Genomic DNA, 15,895 nt, shown 5'->3' on the forward strand with positions numbered 1-15,895 from the left:
CACACCTGCCGGCCACTCGTTGCAGCCTAATCCGTCTCGAACTGCGACAGCGCCGCGAGCGCCCGGCGATAGTTGTCGGCGCCAAGCCGACGCGCCACGCGCTTCTCGTGGGCGGAGATCTGCGCGTTGGCCTTCTTCAGGATCAGGCGACCACGGGGTGTGAGGCCGAGCGCATGCGCCCTGCGGTCCTGCTCGGAGCGTTCGCGCACGATCAGTCCGGCCTGCTGCAGATCGTCGAGCAGGCCGACCATGCGCGCGCGCTCGATGCCGAGCGCGCCGGCGACGGCGATCTGCGTCGTGCCCGGATTGGCCGCGATCGTCTCCAGGAGCGAATAGCTGATGACGTCGAGGTCGACGGCAGCGAGCGCCGCATTGACGTCGCGGAAGATCCAATGCTGGAGGCGGCGGACGAAGTAGCCGAGATGGTTCTCGAGCTCGCCGAGGCCGATCCCGGCATCCTGCCTCGCGTCTCGTTGCGCCCTGGCGCCTGCGCTCTTGGCCATGCTGTCTCGCCGCTGTGAACGCCCATGCCTAGACCGGCAGCATCGCGAGAACAAGCCGCCGCAATTGGTTACATCTGCAATAATTGCAAAGTGCAACTATTCTGTTAGTGTCGCCGACAACGAATACCAGAGAAGATGGAGGAGCCATGTCGTCCTCGACGGCTGCGGTTGACCGCATTGCGACGGCAATGCGGCGGTGCAATGGAGCGTTTCGCGTGTCTTTCCGCGTCGTGTCCGGCGACATCTCATCCGCGCGCCTTGCGGTGTCCTATACGGCCTCCAGCGGCACGGAGGCGCGCCATGGTTAGCACCGGGCGTCACCTCGATGCCAAGCCTGCCATGTTCGCCGCACCGTCGGTCGAGGCCACGACGCGCGACGATGGCGCCATCATCCTGCGCTCGCGCATGCCGCTGCTGCCGGCCGCACGCTGCAGCGGCGAATGGCTCGAGCACTGGGCGCGGACCGTGCCGGATCGCACCTTCCTGGCCGAACGCGACGGTGACGGCTGGACCCGGCTCAGCTATGGAGAGACCTTGGCGCAGGTCCGCGCCGCCGCGGCCTGGATGCTCGCGCAAGGCCTCAGTCCCGACCGTCCGCTCGCGATCCTCTCCGACAACAGCATCGCACATGCCGTGCTGGCGCTCGCCGCGCAGCATGTCGGCGTGCCCGTCTGCGCGATCTCGCCGGCCTATTCGCTGATGTCGACCGACCACGAGAAGCTGCGGGCGATGATCCGGCTGCTCGATCCCGGCGCCATCTTCGTCGCACAGCGCGGCGCGTTCGCGCGCGCGCTGGCGGCGATCGAGGGACTGCACCGGGCGCCTATCATTGCCGGTGATAGCGACGGAAGCAGCGCGGTCCCGCTGCAGGCGGTGATCGCGACAAAGCCCGGCTCCGAGGTCAACAGCGCCTTCGCCGCGGTGACGCCTGACACGATTGCAAAACTGCTGTTCACCTCGGGCTCGACCGGGCTCCCCAAGGCCGTCATCAACACGCAGCGGATGCTGACGACGAGCCAGCAGGCCAAGGCGCAGTTGTGGACGTTTCTGCGCGATGTCGAGGGCGGCCCCGTCATCGTCGACTGGCTGCCCTGGAGTCACACCTTCGGCGCCAATCACAATTTCAACCTGGTGCTGGCCCAGGGCGGCTCGCTCTACATCGACGGCGGCAAGCCGGCGCCGGGCCTGTTCGAGACCTCGCTGTCCAATCTGCGCAGCGTGATGCCGACCATCTATTTCAACGTGCCGCGCGGCTTCGACATGCTGGTCGCGGCGCTGAAGACGGACGAGGAGCTGAGCAAAGCCTTCTTCTCCGGCGTCAGATGCATCTTCTACGCAGCCGCGGCGCTGCCGCAGAATCTGTGGGATGCGCTCAACGAGATGAGCCAGGCGACGATCGGCCGGTCGGCGCCGCTGATCTCGGCCTGGGGCGCCACCGAGACCTCGCCGCTCGCGACCGACTGCCATTTCTTTGCCGAGCGCGCCGGCAATATCGGCGTGCCGATTCCCGGCACCGAGCTCAAGCTAGTGCCATCAGGCGAGAAGCTCGAGATTCGCGTGCGCGGACCGAACGTGACGCCGGGCTATTGGAAGGCGCCGGAGCTCACTTCAGCAGCGTTCGACGAGGAGGGCTTCTACAAGATCGGCGACGCCGTGAAGCTCGCCGATCCGGATCATCCGGAGCGCGGCCTGTTCTTCGACGGCCGCATCACCGAGGATTTCAAGCTCAGCTCCGGCACGTGGGTGAATGTCGGCGCACTGCGCGTCGCCGGCATCGCCGCGCTGGCGCCGCTGGCCCAGGACATCGTGATCGCCGGCCACGGCACCGACGAGGTGCATTTCCTGGTCGTACCCAACCTCGCGGCGTGCCGCGCCAAGGCCGGCCTTGCCGACACGGCCTCGGTCAGCGGCGTGCTTGCGCATCCGGCCGTGCGCAACGGCATCGCGCAGGGGCTGGCAACACTGCGCGCCGAGGCAGTCGGCTCGTCGCGCTACGCGACGCGCGCACTTTTGATGGCGGAGCCGCCATCACTCGATGCCGGCGAGATCACCGACAAGGGCTATATCAACCAGCGCGCCGCTCTCTCCCGCCGCGCCGACCTCGTGGCCAGGCTGCAGGATGACGCCGCGCCCGACCTGATCAGACCGGGTGCGGTGAACTGAACACGAGGCAGGACAGCGATGTCGCGCGGCATCGTCCGGAGCCAAGCTCGTCTCGCCTCCGATGCGGAGCGGCGAACCGAGATCGTGGCTGGCGACCCGCTTCAATCGAAGCGCATCACGCTCTAACTCACTTTCAAAAGATCATCCGTACAACTACGTGCGGCCATTTCGCCCGCGGCAATATACTACCAATTGCATTTAACCCGACATCAACTGCAAATCTTTAGAGTTGCTCGCATCTTCAGCCTCTCGTGCCGGATTCCCCATGGCTCAGCCGCGTTTCTCGCTCGCTCTCCGCATCTACGCGATCATCGGCCTGTCGTTCTGCGGCCTTGCCGGTCTTGCCGCGACCCAGAGCCAGAATCTCGCAACCGCGCTCAAAGAACAGCGGCAGAGCGAACTCAGCCATCTGGCCCAGACGGCGCTGAGTATCGCACGCGAGGAATACGACACGATCGCGCGCGACAAGGTGGCGCCCGAAGCGGCACAGAAGATGGCGGCCGAGCGAATTGGAAAGCTGCGCTACGGCAGCGGCGACTACTTCTGGATCAACGACATGGTTCCGAAGATGGTCATGCATCCGGTCAAGCCCGAATTGAACGGTCAGGCTCTCGCCGACAACAAGGATCCGACCGGCAAGCGCCTGTTCGTGGAGATGGTTGATGTCGTGAAGCGCCAGGGTGCCGGCGTCGTCGACTACATGTGGCCCAAGCCGGGCAAGGACGCGCCGCAGCCGAAGATGTCCTATGTCGCGGGCTTCGAGCCCTGGGGCTGGATCATCGGCACCGGCGTCTATGTCGACGATCTCGAAGCCCAGATGTGGGAGAGCAAGCGCGGCGTGTTCATTGCTGCCATGCTGGTGATTCTCGTGCTCGGCGCCGTCACGCTGGTCATCGCGCGACGGATGTCGTCGGCGCTGGCGTCGATGAGCGGCGCATTGACCCAGCTCAGCCTCGGCAATTTCGAGATCAAGCTGCCGGGCCTGACCCGCAGCGACGAACTCGGCGACATGGCGCGCTCGATCGAGCAGTTCAGGCAGAAGATCGAGGAGAAGGCGCAGCAGACGGCGATGCTCGAAGACGAACAGCGTCAGGTGGCCGAGCGCATCAAGAGCAAGGCGCTGAAGGAGATGGCCGAGGCGGTCGAACTTGCCGCGAGCACCGCCGTCAACGAAGTTGCCGAAGGCACCGGCCATATGGCCACCAATGCCGAGTCGATGACCGAGAGTGCGCTGACGCTTGAACGGAATTCGAGCAGCGTCGCTGCAGCCGCCGAGCAGGCGCTTGCGACGACGCAGACCGTCGCCAAGGCCTCCTCGCAGCTCGCGGCCTCGATCTCGCAGATCTCCAGCCAGGTCAACTCGTCGCGCGAGCTCACGCGCAAGGCGGTGGCCGCCTCATCCGAGGCCCAGGCCACGATTGCGAAACTGTCCGAAGCCGCCGACAAGGTCGGCGCCGTGACCAGCCTGATCAGCGAGATTGCCGGCCAGACCAACCTGCTCGCGCTCAACGCGACCATCGAAGCGGCGCGTGCAGGCGAGGCCGGCCGCGGCTTTGCGGTCGTCGCCTCCGAGGTCAAGTCGCTCGCCGAGCAGACCGCGAAGGCGACCAGCGAGATCGCGCAGCAGATCGCGGAGATTCAAGATTCCACGCGCGCATCGGTGACCTCGATCGGCGCGATCGGCGAGGTCATCCGCAACGTCGAAGCGGTCTCCTCCGGGATCGCCGATGCGATCCAGGCTCAGAACAGCGTAACCATGGAGATCTCGCGCACGGTCGAGGAGACCTCGGCCGCGGCCCGCGAGGTCGCGACCCAGATCGCAGAGGTCTCGCGAGAGGCCAGCGAGGCCGGCCGTCGCTCGACCGACATCCGCGACGGCTCCAGCACTGTCGCCGAGAAGGTCCAGCGACTCCGCACCGAACTGGTGCGGGTGATCCGGAGCTCGACCGCCGATGTCGACCGCCGGCTCGCGACCCGGCTCAACATCAACCGCCCGGGCACCCTGCAGGTGAATCGCGAGCCGGTCGCCGTCACCGTGCGCAACCTCTCGCTCGGCGGGGCCTTGATCGAGGCGGTCCCCGTCCGTCTGTCGGTCAACGCATCCGTGACGCTTGAGATCGCCGGCATGATCTCCGATCTGCCGGGGACCGTGACGCGTGTCGGCGATCGGACCGCATTGGTGCAGTTCACGCTGAATGCCGAGCAGGCAGCGCGCTTGACGGTTCTGGTTTCGGACCGTCAGGCGGCGTAAGCGCGCGACCTTATCTCAACGGAAATGACAGGCGACTAGATGTCCCTCGGCGCTGGCCTTCAAGGGCGGCACCTCCTTGCTGCAGACGTCCTTCGCGATCGGGCAGCGGGTGTGGAAGTGGCAGCCGGTCGGAGGATTGATCGGGCTCGGCACCTCACCCTTGAGCCGGACGCGCTTGCGCTTGATGGAGGGATCGGGGATCGGCACCGCCGACAGCAGTGCCTCGGTGTAGGGGTGCTTCGGCGCCGAATAGAGATCACGTGACGCCGCGGTCTCGACGATGCGGCCGAGGTACATCACCGCGACGCGACGGCTGATGTGCTCGACCACCGACAGATCGTGCGCGACGAACAGATAGGCGATGCCGAATTTCTGCTGCAGGTCCTCCAGCAGATTGATCACCTGGGCCTGGATCGAGACGTCGAGCGCCGACACCGGCTCGTCGCAGATGATCAGCTTGGGCTCGACCGCGATCGCCCGGGCGATGCCGATACGCTGGCGCTGGCCGCCGGAGAATTCATGCGGGTAGCGCGTCATGTGGTCGGCCTGCAGGCCGACGGTCTCGAGCAGGTGGACGATGCGCGCCTCGTATTGCTGTCGCGACGTCGTAAGCCCATGGATCGTCAGTGCCTCGCCGATGATGGCGCCGATGGTCATGCGCGGATTGAGCGAGGCGTAAGGATCCTGGAAGATGATCTGGATGTCGCGACGGAGTGCGCGCAAGCCTTCGCCGGACAGCGCGATCACGTCCTTGCCCTCGAAGCTCAGCTCGCCCGAGCTCGGCTCGATCAGCCGCAGCACGCAGCGGCCCGTGGTCGACTTGCCACAGCCGGACTCGCCGACGAGGCCGAAGGTCTCGCTCGGCTCGATGTCGAAGTTGACGCCGTCGACCGCGCGCACGCTGCCGATCTGGCGCTTCAGCAATCCGCCGCGGATCGGAAACGCCTTGGTCAGGTTGCGCACGCTGAGCAAGGGCGCCGGCACGGTGGTTGGCGCAGTAACGTTCGGAGAGGTGGCGAGTTCAATCATCAGAGCAACGTCTCTTCGGCGCGGATGCACGCCACCTTGTGGCCGGGCTCGATCTCGCGCAGCGGAGGCTGTGCGCGCCTGCAATCGGGAATGGCAAAGCGGCAGCGGGAGGCGAAGCGACAGCCCTCCGGCGGATTGACCAGCTTCGGCACGCTGCCCGGGATGCTTTCGAGCCGGATCTTCTTGACCGCCGCGAGATCGATGCGCGGGATCGAGCGGATCAGTCCCTGGGTATAGGGATGACGCGGATTGGCGAACAGGCGCTCGACCGGCGCCTCCTCGGCAACACGACCTCCATACATCACGACGACGCGCTGGGCGACCTCGGCGACGACGCCCATCGCGTGCGTGATCAGCATGATCGACATGCCGAGCCGCTCCTTCATGTCGAGCAGCAGGTCCAGGATCTGCGCCTGGATGGTCACGTCGAGTGCGGTGGTCGGCTCGTCGGCGATCAGGAGCTTGGGATTGCACGACAGCGCCATCGCGATCATCACGCGCTGGCGCATGCCGCCCGAAAAGTGATGCGGATAGTCGTGCACGCGACGCTGCGGGTTGGGGATCTGCACCAACGCCAGCATTTCAGCCGCCCGCGCCATCGCCGCGCGCTTGGACAGGCCCTGGTGCAGCCGGATCACTTCCGCGATCTGGTCGCCGACCGTGTAGACCGGATTGAGCGAGGTCATCGGCTCCTGGAACACGATCGCGATCTCGGAGGCGCGGATCTTGTTCATCTCGGACGAACCGAGCGGCACGAGGTCACGGCCCTGCCACAGGATCTGGCCGCCGACGATGCGCCCCGGCGGCATCGCGATCAGCTTCAGCACCGACATCGCCGTGACGGTCTTGCCGGACCCGGACTCGCCGACCACGCACAGGGTCTCGCCCCGGTCGATCGAAATGTCCACGCCGTCGACGGCCTGAACCTGGCCGTCATCGCTGTCGAAATAGGTCTTCAGCCCCTTGATCTCGAGAAGCGGGGTCACGTGAGCATCCATCACATCACCTTCCGCGGATCGAGCGCATCGCGCAGGCCATCACCGATGAAGTTGATCGCGATGACGGTGAGGAAGATCGCGCCGCCGGCGAACAGCGCCCAATGCGGCGCGATATCGAGATAATCCTTGGCGTCGAACAGCAGCCGGCCCCAGGTCGGAATGTCGGGCGGAAAGCCGAGGCCGAGAAACGACAGCGTCGATTCCGCAATGATCGCAGCGGCGACGTCGATCGTGCCGGCGACGATCACGGGTCCGAGCGCATTGGGCAGGATGTGACGGACGACGAGACGGACGTTCGAAGCGCCCAGCGCACGCGCAGCCTCCACGAACTCCTTCTCGCGCAGCGACAGGAACTGGGCGCGCACGAGACGCGCGACCGGCATCCAGCGGAAGCCGCCGATCACCAGCACGATCAGGATGAAGGTGCCACCTTCCGGGCCGACCAGGCCCTTCAGGAGATCGCGGAACAGATAGATGACGAGCAGCAGCAGCGGCAGCTGCGGCAGCGACAGGAACAGATCGGTCAGCCACATCAGAGCGGCATCGACCGGCCCCTTGGATGCACCGGCGATGGAGCCGATGACGGTGCCGACAAATAGCCCGACCGCCATGGCCGCGAAGCCGACCGCGAGCGAGATGCGTCCGCCATAGATCATGCGCGCCAGCAGATCCTGGCCAAGGTCGTCGGTGCCGAACGGATGATCCACTGACGGCGACGCGAGGCGCGCGGTGAAATCGATCTCGTTGATCGGCACCCGCCAGATCCACGGTCCGACGAGGATCGCCAGCGCCAGCAGCGTCAGCACCGCGATGCTGACGGCCGCCATGCGGTGGCGCAGGAAGCGCCTGATAGCGTCGCGTCCCGGCGAGAAGCGGCGCTTTTTCGAAACCGGCGCGACTGCCGTCTCAACGGAAGGAGATGCGTGGGTCAAGCCAGCCATACAAAATGTCTGCGATGAGGTTGAAGAGGACGACGAGGCAGGCGAACACGAAGGTCACCGCCATGATGACAGGCGTATCGTTGGCAAGGATCGCGCTGATGAGGAGCGAGCCGATGCCGGGAATGCGGAAGATCTGCTCGGTGACGATGGCGCCGCCGAACACCGTGGGCATCTGCAGCGCAACCAGCGTGACCACCGGGATCAGCGCGTTGCGCACGACGTGCTTGATGATCACCCTGCTCTCGTCGAGCCCCTTGGAGCGCGCGGTCGTGACATAATCGAGCTTGATGACGTCGAGCACGGCCGAGCGCACGTAGCGGGTATAGGAGGCGGCCTGGTAGAGGCCGAGCACGGTCACCGGCATGACCGCCTGCTTGAAGTTCTCCCACCACCACATCCATCCCGTGGCCTGAATGTCGGCACGATAGACGAACGGCAGCCAGCCGAGATTGACGCTGAAGATCAGGATCAGCAGCAGCCCGGTGAAGAAGGTCGGCAGCGAGAAGCCGATGAAGGCGAAGGTGTTGGCGATCTGGTCGAAGATCGAATACGGCCGCCGTGCCGCCAGCACGCCGACCGGGATCGCCACGATCAGCGCCAGCAGCTGCGCGGTGCCGACCACGTAGAGCGTGGCCGGAATCCGCTGCAGGATCAGAGTGTCGACATTGACGCGGCTGGCAAAGGAGAAACCCCAGTCGCCATGGATCATGGCGACCAGCCAGCGGAAGTAGCGCACCATGATCGGATCATCCATGCCGAACTTGATGCGCAGGGCCTCGCGGACCTCCGGGGGAATGTTCGGGTTGCTCGCAAGCTCGCCGAACGGATCGCCCGGCGCGAGTGCGAGCAGCACGAACAGGATGAGGCTGATGCCGAGCAGGCTCGGCACGGCGACGATGAGGCGCCTGAGAAGGTAGTTTCCCATCGCTCCACCTCTACGATGTCTGGCTGGTCATGCTGGCTGCGCGATCAGGTCTCGCGATACCAGTTGGCGATCTGCCAAAGGTCGTTGTCCCAGCCGCTCTTGTTCGCGACCATCCCGTTCTTCAGGCCGATGCAGTTGCGGCGGTTGATCTCCGGGAGGATGTAGTTGTCCTGAACGACGAGATCGTTGAGCTTGACGAACAGTGCCGCGCGCTTGACCGGGTCGAGTTCGCTCGAGGCCTGCTTGTAGGTCTCGTCATAGTCCTTGTTCTGCCAGCGCGAGACGTTGCGGCCCTGCCATTTGTTGTCCTTTGAGGCAACTTCCCACGAGGTGAACTGGTTCATGAAGAACTGAGGGTCGGCCTGCGGCATGGTGGTCTGGTACATCTCCATGTCGCAATAGAAGTGCGGATAGGTGTCGGGGTTGGCGGGATCGGAGGAGAAGAACACCGATGCCACGACCGACTTCAGCTCGACCTCGATGCCAGCCTTCTGGAAGGCCTGCTTGATGATCGCCTGATTCTTCTGGCGCGGCGCATTGATCGAGGTCTGGAACACCAGCTTGATCGGCTTGCCGTCCTTCTCGCGCACGCCGGACGAATTCTTCTTCCAGCCGGCCTCCTCGAGGATCTGATTGGCCTTGTCGATCGAGAACTCGAACTTGTTGTTCGGTGAACGGAAGCGCTCGGGGTTGTTGAGGAAGTTTGCGGTCGCGACGCCGGCGCGGCCATAGATGAACTTCTGCACCGAGCCACGATCGATCAGGAGGTTGATCGCCTTGCGCACGGCCGGATCGGTGAAGAACGGATGCTTGGTCTTGACGCTCGCGCGCTCGCCGTCGACCTCGGTCCAGGGATCGGTGACGTTGAGCGCGATGTATTCGATGTGCCCGGTCACCGTGAGCTGCGCCTTGCCCTGTCCGCCGGCCTCCAGCTTGGTCAGGATCTCATCTTCGACCTGCAGATTGTAGGCATAGTCGTATTCGCCGGTCTGCAGCACCGCGCGCGCCGCCGACACCGCATCGCCGCCGCCCTTGACCTCGACCGTGTCGAAATACGGCCGGTTCGCCTGATGGTAGTCGGGATTGCGCTTGGCGGAGATCGAATCGCCAGGCTTGAAGTCGACGTAGATGTAGGGACCGGTGCCGACCGGCTTCAGATTGGCCGGCGCCTCGCGCGACTTGCCGCCGATATAGTCGGCGAACAGATGCTTCGGGATGATGAGACCGTAGGCAGCGACGAAGGCGTCGGCCCAGAACGGCGTCGTCTGCTTGAACGTCAGCTTCACCGTGTAGTCGTCGATCTTCTCGGCCGACTTGATGCCGCGATAGCTGCCGACCGACACCGCGGCGGTGTCGGGATTGACCGAATATTCCCAGTTGAAGATGACGTCATCGGCGGTGAACGGCTTGCCGTCGTGCCATTTGACGCCCTGTTTCAGCTTCCAGGTGACGGACAGGCCGTCGGCGGCAAGCAGGCCGTTCTCCTTGGTCGGAATCTCGGCCGCGAGAATCGGCACCAGATTGCCGTCGGCGTCCCAGCCGGCGAGCGGCTCGTAGAACAGCCGGCAGGCTTCCTGGTCCTTGGTGCCGTTGGCGAAATGCGGATTGAGCAGCGTCGGCGCCTGCCAGAACAGCAGCTTGAGCGGGCCGCCGCCGCCGGCCTTGGTCGGCTTGTACTCGATCGATTCGGCTGCGAAGGCCACGCCGGAATGGGCGAGCATCGTGCCGGCCATCGGCGCGGTCAGCCCCACGGCAATCATCCGCTGCACAAATTCGCGCCGCGACAGGCGTCCCGCTTTGACATCAGCGATCTGGTTACGGAGGTCACGCTCGTTCATTCAATCGACTCCAGGTGATGCTGAATGCCCAAATAAAGCGCCACGCCATGCATCCGCGGGAGCTGCACAAAATTGGATCAGCCTTCGAAGCGACTGTCAAAGCAGAATCCGGGCCAATTTCGTATTATGGAAGGGAATGATTGTCGCACTTCGCATGTGCGGCAAATACTTGCCGCACGACATCCCGGAAAATGGAACTAAGCGTCGTCAGGCGTCGGAACTACGTCAGGATGTTCCGCCGACATATAGCCGCAGAGATTGCGCCTCAGGCCTCGCGATACCAGCTCGGCAACTGCCACAGATCGTTGTCCCAGCCCGACGAATGCGTCTGCAGCCCCTTGCGGATTCCGCTGACGCGCGGCCGGTTGAGCTCGGGAAGCACGTGATGATCCGAGCAGACGATGTCGTTGAGCCTGATGTAGAGCGCGGCGCGCTTGACCGGATCGAGCTCACGGGTCAGCTCGTTGTAGAGATCATCGTAGGTCTTGTTCTGCCAGCGCGAGATGTTGCGGCCCTGCCATTTGTTGGCCTTGCTGGCGGCCTCCCATGACACGTACTGGGTCATGAAGGCTTGCGGCTCGGGCGATGCCATCGTGATCATGAGCATTTCCATGTCGCAATAGAAGTGCGTGTAGGTGTCGGGGTTGGCGACGTCGCTGGAGAAGAACACCGAGCCCACCACCGACTTCAGCTCGAGCTCGATGCCGGCCTTCTGGCAGGCCTGCTTGATGATCGCCTGGTTCTTCTGCCGCGGCGCGTTGGTCGAGGTCTGGAACACGAGCTTGAGCGGCTTGCCGTCCTTCTCGCGAACGCCGCTCGCCCCCTTCTTCCAGCCGGCATTTTCGAGAATCTGGTTGGCCTTCTCGACATTGAACTCGAAGGTCACGTTCTTCGAACGGTAGCGCTCGGGATTGTTGACGCTGTTCGCGGTGGCGATGCCGCCGCGGCCATAGATGAACTTCTGGATCGAGGCGCGGTCGATCAGCAAATTCATGGCCTCGCGCACTGCGGGATCCGAGAACAGCGGATGCCTGGTCTTGAGGCTCGACCGCTCGCCGTCGACCTCGACATTCGGATCGGTGGCATTGAGCAGGATGAATTCGAGATTCCCCGTCGGCACGATCTCGGCGACGCCGGTCCCGCCAGCCTCCAGCTTGACCAGGATCTCGTCCTCGACCTGCAGATTCCAGGCGTAGTCATATTCGCCGGTCTGCAGCACCGCGCGCGCCGCCGACACCGCATCGCCGCCGCCCTTGATCTCCAGGGTGTCGAAATGCGGCCGGTTGGGCACGTGATAGTCGGGATTGAGCTTCGCCGTGAGCATGTCGCCCGGCTTGAAGTCGACGAACAGATAGGCGCCGGTACCGACCGGCGCCAGGTTGTTCGGCGCCTCGCGGGACTTGGCTCCGATGTAATCGGAGAACAGATGCTTCGGAATGATCCCGCCGCGCGCGCCGACGAACGGCGTGAACCACAGCGGCGTCGGCTGCCCGAACACCAGCCGCACGGTGTGGTCGTCGATCCGCTCGATCGTCTTGATGTCCTTGTAGTCGCCAATGGTGACCGCGGACGTCTCGGGATGGGTGGCGTACTGCCAGTTGAAGATGACGTCGTCGGCCGTGAACGGCCGGCCGTCGTGCCACTTCACGCTCGGCTTGAGCTTCCAGACGACAGAGGTGCCGTCGGCCGCGACGGTGCCGTTGGCCACGCTGGGAATTTCAGCGGCGAGCACCGGCACCAGATTGCCGTCGGCATCCCACCCGGCGAGCGGCTCGTAGAAGGCGCGCGCCGCCTCCTGATCCTTGAGGCCGATGGCGAAATGCGGATTGAGCAGCGTCGGCGCCTGCCACAGCAGGATCTTCAGCGGCCCACCGCCACCCGCCTTGGTCGGCTTGTAGGGAAACGCCTGCGCCGCCATGGCGACGCCGGCATGCGCCAGCATCATTCCGGCCAGCGGTGCCGTCAGTCCGACGGCGAGCATCCGCTGCACGAAATCGCGGCGCGACAGCCGCCCTTCCTTGACCGCAGCGACGTCGCGGCGCAGGTCCTGTTCGTCCATATTCAAGTCTCCAATTTACCGGCAATGCTACGGCGCGGATCCTCTCCGAATCGTAACGCCGCGCGAGCGGATCGCAGCTGACCGAAGCCGAAGGCAGGATCCGGGCCAGTCCGATGCGATCGTTCCCATGCGATCGTAGAGGCACGATCGCTGGTCCGCCTAGCGGCGGAGCGTCACGGTTGGCGCTTCTGCTTGCGAAAGCGGACGCTCTTGCCGTCGGGCATCCGGGTCGCGACATAGCCGGCGGCCAGGCAGGCCTCGCGCTGCGGCATCTTCTCCTGCGGGCTCCGCAGGCTGTCCCACCACGAGGCACGCTGCGCCGCGCGTGGCAGGCTGTCGCCGAGCAACTCCTCGATCTCCTCGTAACTGAGCACCAGCTCGGCACGGGTCTGCCGCTCGAGATAGTCTCGGAGCGCATCATAGTCCGGCAAGTCTCAACTCCATCGTAGCATCCACGGCGCGGCATCCTTGGCGGCACACGCCCCGCCGCCTCTACGACGCCAAGTACGACGCCAAGGCGGCCGGCCGCAACCGCTGCGCCACCGCCGCCGGACAAACGTCGTCGGTGGCGGCGTCACTGGCGGCATGACGCCGCCAGCCGCGGCGGGCTTCAGCTCTTGCCGTCGAGGTATTTCTTCATGTCGGCACGCAGGCCGTCGCGCAGATCGGCCCGCGCCATGGCGAAGGCGATGTTGGCGCGCAGGAAGCCCGACTTCGAGCCGCAATCATGCCGCTCGCCGTCGAAGTCCACGCCGTAGAATTTCTGCGTCTTCGACAGCCCGATCATCGCGTCGGTGAGCTGGATCTCGCCGCCGGCGCCGCGCTCCTGCGTCGCCAGGATCTGGAAGATCTCCGGCTGCAGGATGTAGCGCCCGGTGATCGAGAAGTTCGACGGGGCGGTGCCCTGGGCCGGCTTTTCGACCATGCCGTCGACCTCGAACATCTTGCCATCGCGCTTGCCGACGCCGCAGATGCCGTATTGATGGGTCTGGTCGGCCGGCACCTCCTGCACCGCGAGCACGTTGCTCTTCTCGGGCAGCTCATTGGCTGCCGCGATCATCTGCGCCAGACAGCCCGGCGTGTTCAGCACGAGCTCGTCCGGCAGCACCACGGCGAACGGGTCGTCGCCGATGATGTCGCGCGCGCACCACACCGCATGACCGAGGCCGAGCGGGGCCTGCTGGCGGGTGAAGCTGACCGCGCCGGCCTCCGGCTGGTCGCGCGCCAGGATCTCCATCTCGGTCTTCTTGCCGCGCGCCGCGAGCGTCGCGTCGAGCTCATACATGCGGTCGAAATGATCCTCGATCGCCGTCTTGTTGCGGCCGGTCACGAACACGAAATGCTCGATCCCCGCTTCCCTGGCTTCGTCGAAGACATACTGGATGAGCGGTCTGTCGACGATCGTCAGCATCTCCTTCGGCATCGCCTTGGTGGCGGGAAGGACGCGGGTGCCGAGACCGGCGACCGGAAATACGGCTTTGCGGATCTTCATGGGGGATGACTAAACCTTGTGACGATATGAATGCGAAATCGATCGCATGTTGGTAGCTGTTTTGCAGCCGAGAACAAAGGCGGATGTTGGTCCGGTGTTCCGTTTGACCGCGAGCGAAAGGTCAAAATTTCAGCCTGTGAATTGATTAACCTTGTTAATCTCCTGTTAAGCAGCAGCACGCCTCCTGGAGGCTGAGTTTCCCCCGCTGGATGGATCGACAGATGGCAGAACGGGCCGATTTCACCAGAGTCCTCACGGCCGCCGCGCTGGCGGCGACGCTGGCGGTGGTGTCGGGTTCCGCTTCGGCACAGTCGGGCGGCGGGCCGTTGAATTTTCTCGACGGCCTGTTCACGAACTCCCTGAACAAGACAGACCCCGGGCCGGCCCCGCCAGCGCAGGCTCCGGGAGGGCCGCAGCCCTGGAGCGGCGAAGACGGTGCCTCGGGCCACCCGCTGATGACGGCGGCTGCGATCCGCGATGCTGCCGCCAATTTCGACGGCTGCGTCGCCGGGATGTGGCCAGATGCCGCACGCCGCAACATCACGCAGGACAATTTCCAGCGCTTCACCGCCGGCCTCGCGCCGGACCTGCGCATCATGGACCTGCTCGACGCCCAGCCCGAATTCACCAAGGCGATCTGGGATTATCTCGACATCCTCGTGAACGACAACCGGCTGGCCAAAGGCCGCGAGGTGCTGGCGAAGTATAAGGCGCAGTTCGATGCGACCGAGCGGGCCTACGGCGTCGACCGCTACATCATCGCCGCGATCTGGGGCATCGAGTCCAACTACTCGACCCAGATCGGCGACCGCAGCGTGCTGCAGTCGACCGCGACGCTCGCCTGCGTCGGCCGCCGGCAAGCCTATTTCAAGGATGAGTTCCTGTCGGCGCTGGAGATCCTGAACCGCGGCGACCTGCGGCCGGAGCAGTTGCGCGGCTCCTGGGCGGGCGCATTCGGACCCACCCAGTTCATGCCGACGGCGTTCAAACGCTTTGCCGTCGACGCCGATGGCGACGGCCGCCGCGACGTCGTCGACAATCCGGCCGACCTGATCGCTTCGACCGCCAACAACCTGAAGAAGGACGGCTGGCAGAGCGGTCAGAGCTGGGGCTACGAGGTCGCGCTGCCGCAAGGCTTCAACTACATGCTTGCCGACCGCGCCAAGAGCATGACCGTCGGCCAATGGGAACAGCTCGGGCTGAAGCGGGCCAACGGCCAGCCGTTCCCGGCCACGACCGAGAAGGCCTATCTGCTGGCGCCCGCGGGCGCGCAGGGGCCCGGCTTCCTGATGCTGCAGAATTTCCGCGTCATCATGAAATACAATCCCGCCGAGGCCTATGCGCTCGCGATCGGGCATTTCGCCGACCGGCTGCGCGGCGCGCCGCCCTTCGTCCAGGCCTGGCCGCGCGAGGAACGCACCCTGTCCCGGGCCGAGCGGCTGGAACTCCAGCAGCTGCTGGCCCAGCGCGGATTTTACCGCGGAACGCCGGACGGCCAGTTCGGCGGCCAGACCCGGGAGGCGCTGCGGAGCTTCCAGGCCTCGATCGGGGCGCCGGCGGACGGTTTTGCCACCGCCGACGTGCTGGAGCGGCTGCGCGGCCGTTGACGGCAGGCATTCCGCCTCTCTGGTCGCCTTTTACTGGTAACCTTTTGGGCCGAATACCGACCCGCATTAACACCATCTGGTGAATGCCT

The 15,895-nt window shown here is 64.9% G+C and carries 12 protein-coding genes; 3 read left to right on the plus strand and 9 right to left on the minus strand.

Translation table 11 applies throughout. The features are described from left to right. Window positions 1-26 precede the first annotated feature (26 nt). Window positions 27-503: a MarR family winged helix-turn-helix transcriptional regulator gene (locus LQG66_RS19295; protein ID WP_231317273.1), complete on the minus strand. Its 477-nt coding sequence runs from the start codon at window positions 501-503 to the stop codon at window positions 27-29. Between the two features lie 300 nt (window positions 504-803). Here LQG66_RS19295 and LQG66_RS19300 point away from each other — a divergent pair, with 300 nt between their 5' ends. Both LQG66_RS19300 and LQG66_RS19305 read left to right on the plus strand, forming a co-directional pair. Continuing rightward, entirely contained in the window at window positions 804-2,666 is a 1,863-nt protein-coding gene (locus LQG66_RS19300) for a feruloyl-CoA synthase (RefSeq protein ID WP_231317274.1), read from the plus strand. A gap of 265 nt (window positions 2,667-2,931) precedes the next feature. After that, window positions 2,932-4,917: a methyl-accepting chemotaxis protein gene (locus LQG66_RS19305; RefSeq protein WP_231317275.1), complete on the plus strand. Its 1,986-nt coding sequence runs from the start codon at window positions 2,932-2,934 to the stop codon at window positions 4,915-4,917. Between the two features lie 15 nt (window positions 4,918-4,932). Here LQG66_RS19305 and LQG66_RS19310 read toward each other — a convergent pair whose 3' ends face one another. The 8 genes from LQG66_RS19310 to LQG66_RS19345 form a co-directional block, all read right to left on the minus strand. After that, the gene (locus LQG66_RS19310) at window positions 4,933-5,946 is read right to left on the minus strand and encodes an ABC transporter ATP-binding protein (RefSeq protein WP_231317276.1); all 1,014 of its coding nucleotides are present in this window, start codon (window positions 5,944-5,946) and stop codon (window positions 4,933-4,935) included. Further along, the gene (locus LQG66_RS19315; RefSeq protein ID WP_231317277.1) at window positions 5,946-6,944 is read right to left on the minus strand and encodes an ABC transporter ATP-binding protein; all 999 of its coding nucleotides are present in this window, start codon (window positions 6,942-6,944) and stop codon (window positions 5,946-5,948) included. The genes LQG66_RS19310 and LQG66_RS19315 overlap by 1 nt, the downstream gene beginning before the upstream one ends. After that, the gene (locus tag LQG66_RS19320; RefSeq protein WP_231317278.1) at window positions 6,944-7,885 is read right to left on the minus strand and encodes an ABC transporter permease; all 942 of its coding nucleotides are present in this window, start codon (window positions 7,883-7,885) and stop codon (window positions 6,944-6,946) included. The genes LQG66_RS19315 and LQG66_RS19320 overlap by 1 nt, the downstream gene beginning before the upstream one ends. Continuing rightward, window positions 7,851-8,810, minus strand: a complete 960-nt coding sequence (locus LQG66_RS19325) for an ABC transporter permease (protein WP_231317279.1) — start codon at window positions 8,808-8,810, stop codon at window positions 7,851-7,853. Before LQG66_RS19325 ends, LQG66_RS19320 begins: the two co-directional genes overlap by 35 nt. Window positions 8,811-8,854: 44 nt before the next feature. Further along, entirely contained in the window at window positions 8,855-10,648 is a 1,794-nt protein-coding gene (locus LQG66_RS19330) for a peptide ABC transporter substrate-binding protein (RefSeq protein ID WP_231317280.1), read from the minus strand. Between the two features lie 265 nt (window positions 10,649-10,913). Then, window positions 10,914-12,707, minus strand: a complete 1,794-nt coding sequence (locus LQG66_RS19335; RefSeq protein ID WP_231317281.1) for a peptide ABC transporter substrate-binding protein — start codon at window positions 12,705-12,707, stop codon at window positions 10,914-10,916. A 173-nt stretch (window positions 12,708-12,880) separates the two neighbouring features. Further along, window positions 12,881-13,138 carry a DUF7662 domain-containing protein gene (locus tag LQG66_RS19340; protein WP_231317282.1) on the minus strand — a complete coding sequence of 86 codons (258 nt, stop codon included), beginning with the start codon at window positions 13,136-13,138 and terminating at the stop codon, window positions 12,881-12,883. Between the two features lie 179 nt (window positions 13,139-13,317). Beyond that, window positions 13,318-14,199 (minus strand): UTP--glucose-1-phosphate uridylyltransferase, encoded by an 882-nt coding sequence (locus LQG66_RS19345; protein WP_231317283.1) that lies wholly within the window; start codon window positions 14,197-14,199, stop codon window positions 13,318-13,320. A 221-nt stretch (window positions 14,200-14,420) separates the two neighbouring features. On the opposite strand from LQG66_RS19345, the gene LQG66_RS19350 reads away from it, so the two are divergent. Beyond that, window positions 14,421-15,806, plus strand: a complete 1,386-nt coding sequence (locus tag LQG66_RS19350) for a lytic murein transglycosylase (protein WP_231317284.1) — start codon at window positions 14,421-14,423, stop codon at window positions 15,804-15,806. The last annotated feature ends 89 nt before the right edge of the window (window positions 15,807-15,895 follow it).

The sequence above is a fragment of the Bradyrhizobium ontarionense genome (assembly GCF_021088345.1).
GTDB classification, from domain to species: Bacteria; Pseudomonadota; Alphaproteobacteria; order Rhizobiales; family Xanthobacteraceae; genus Bradyrhizobium; species Bradyrhizobium ontarionense.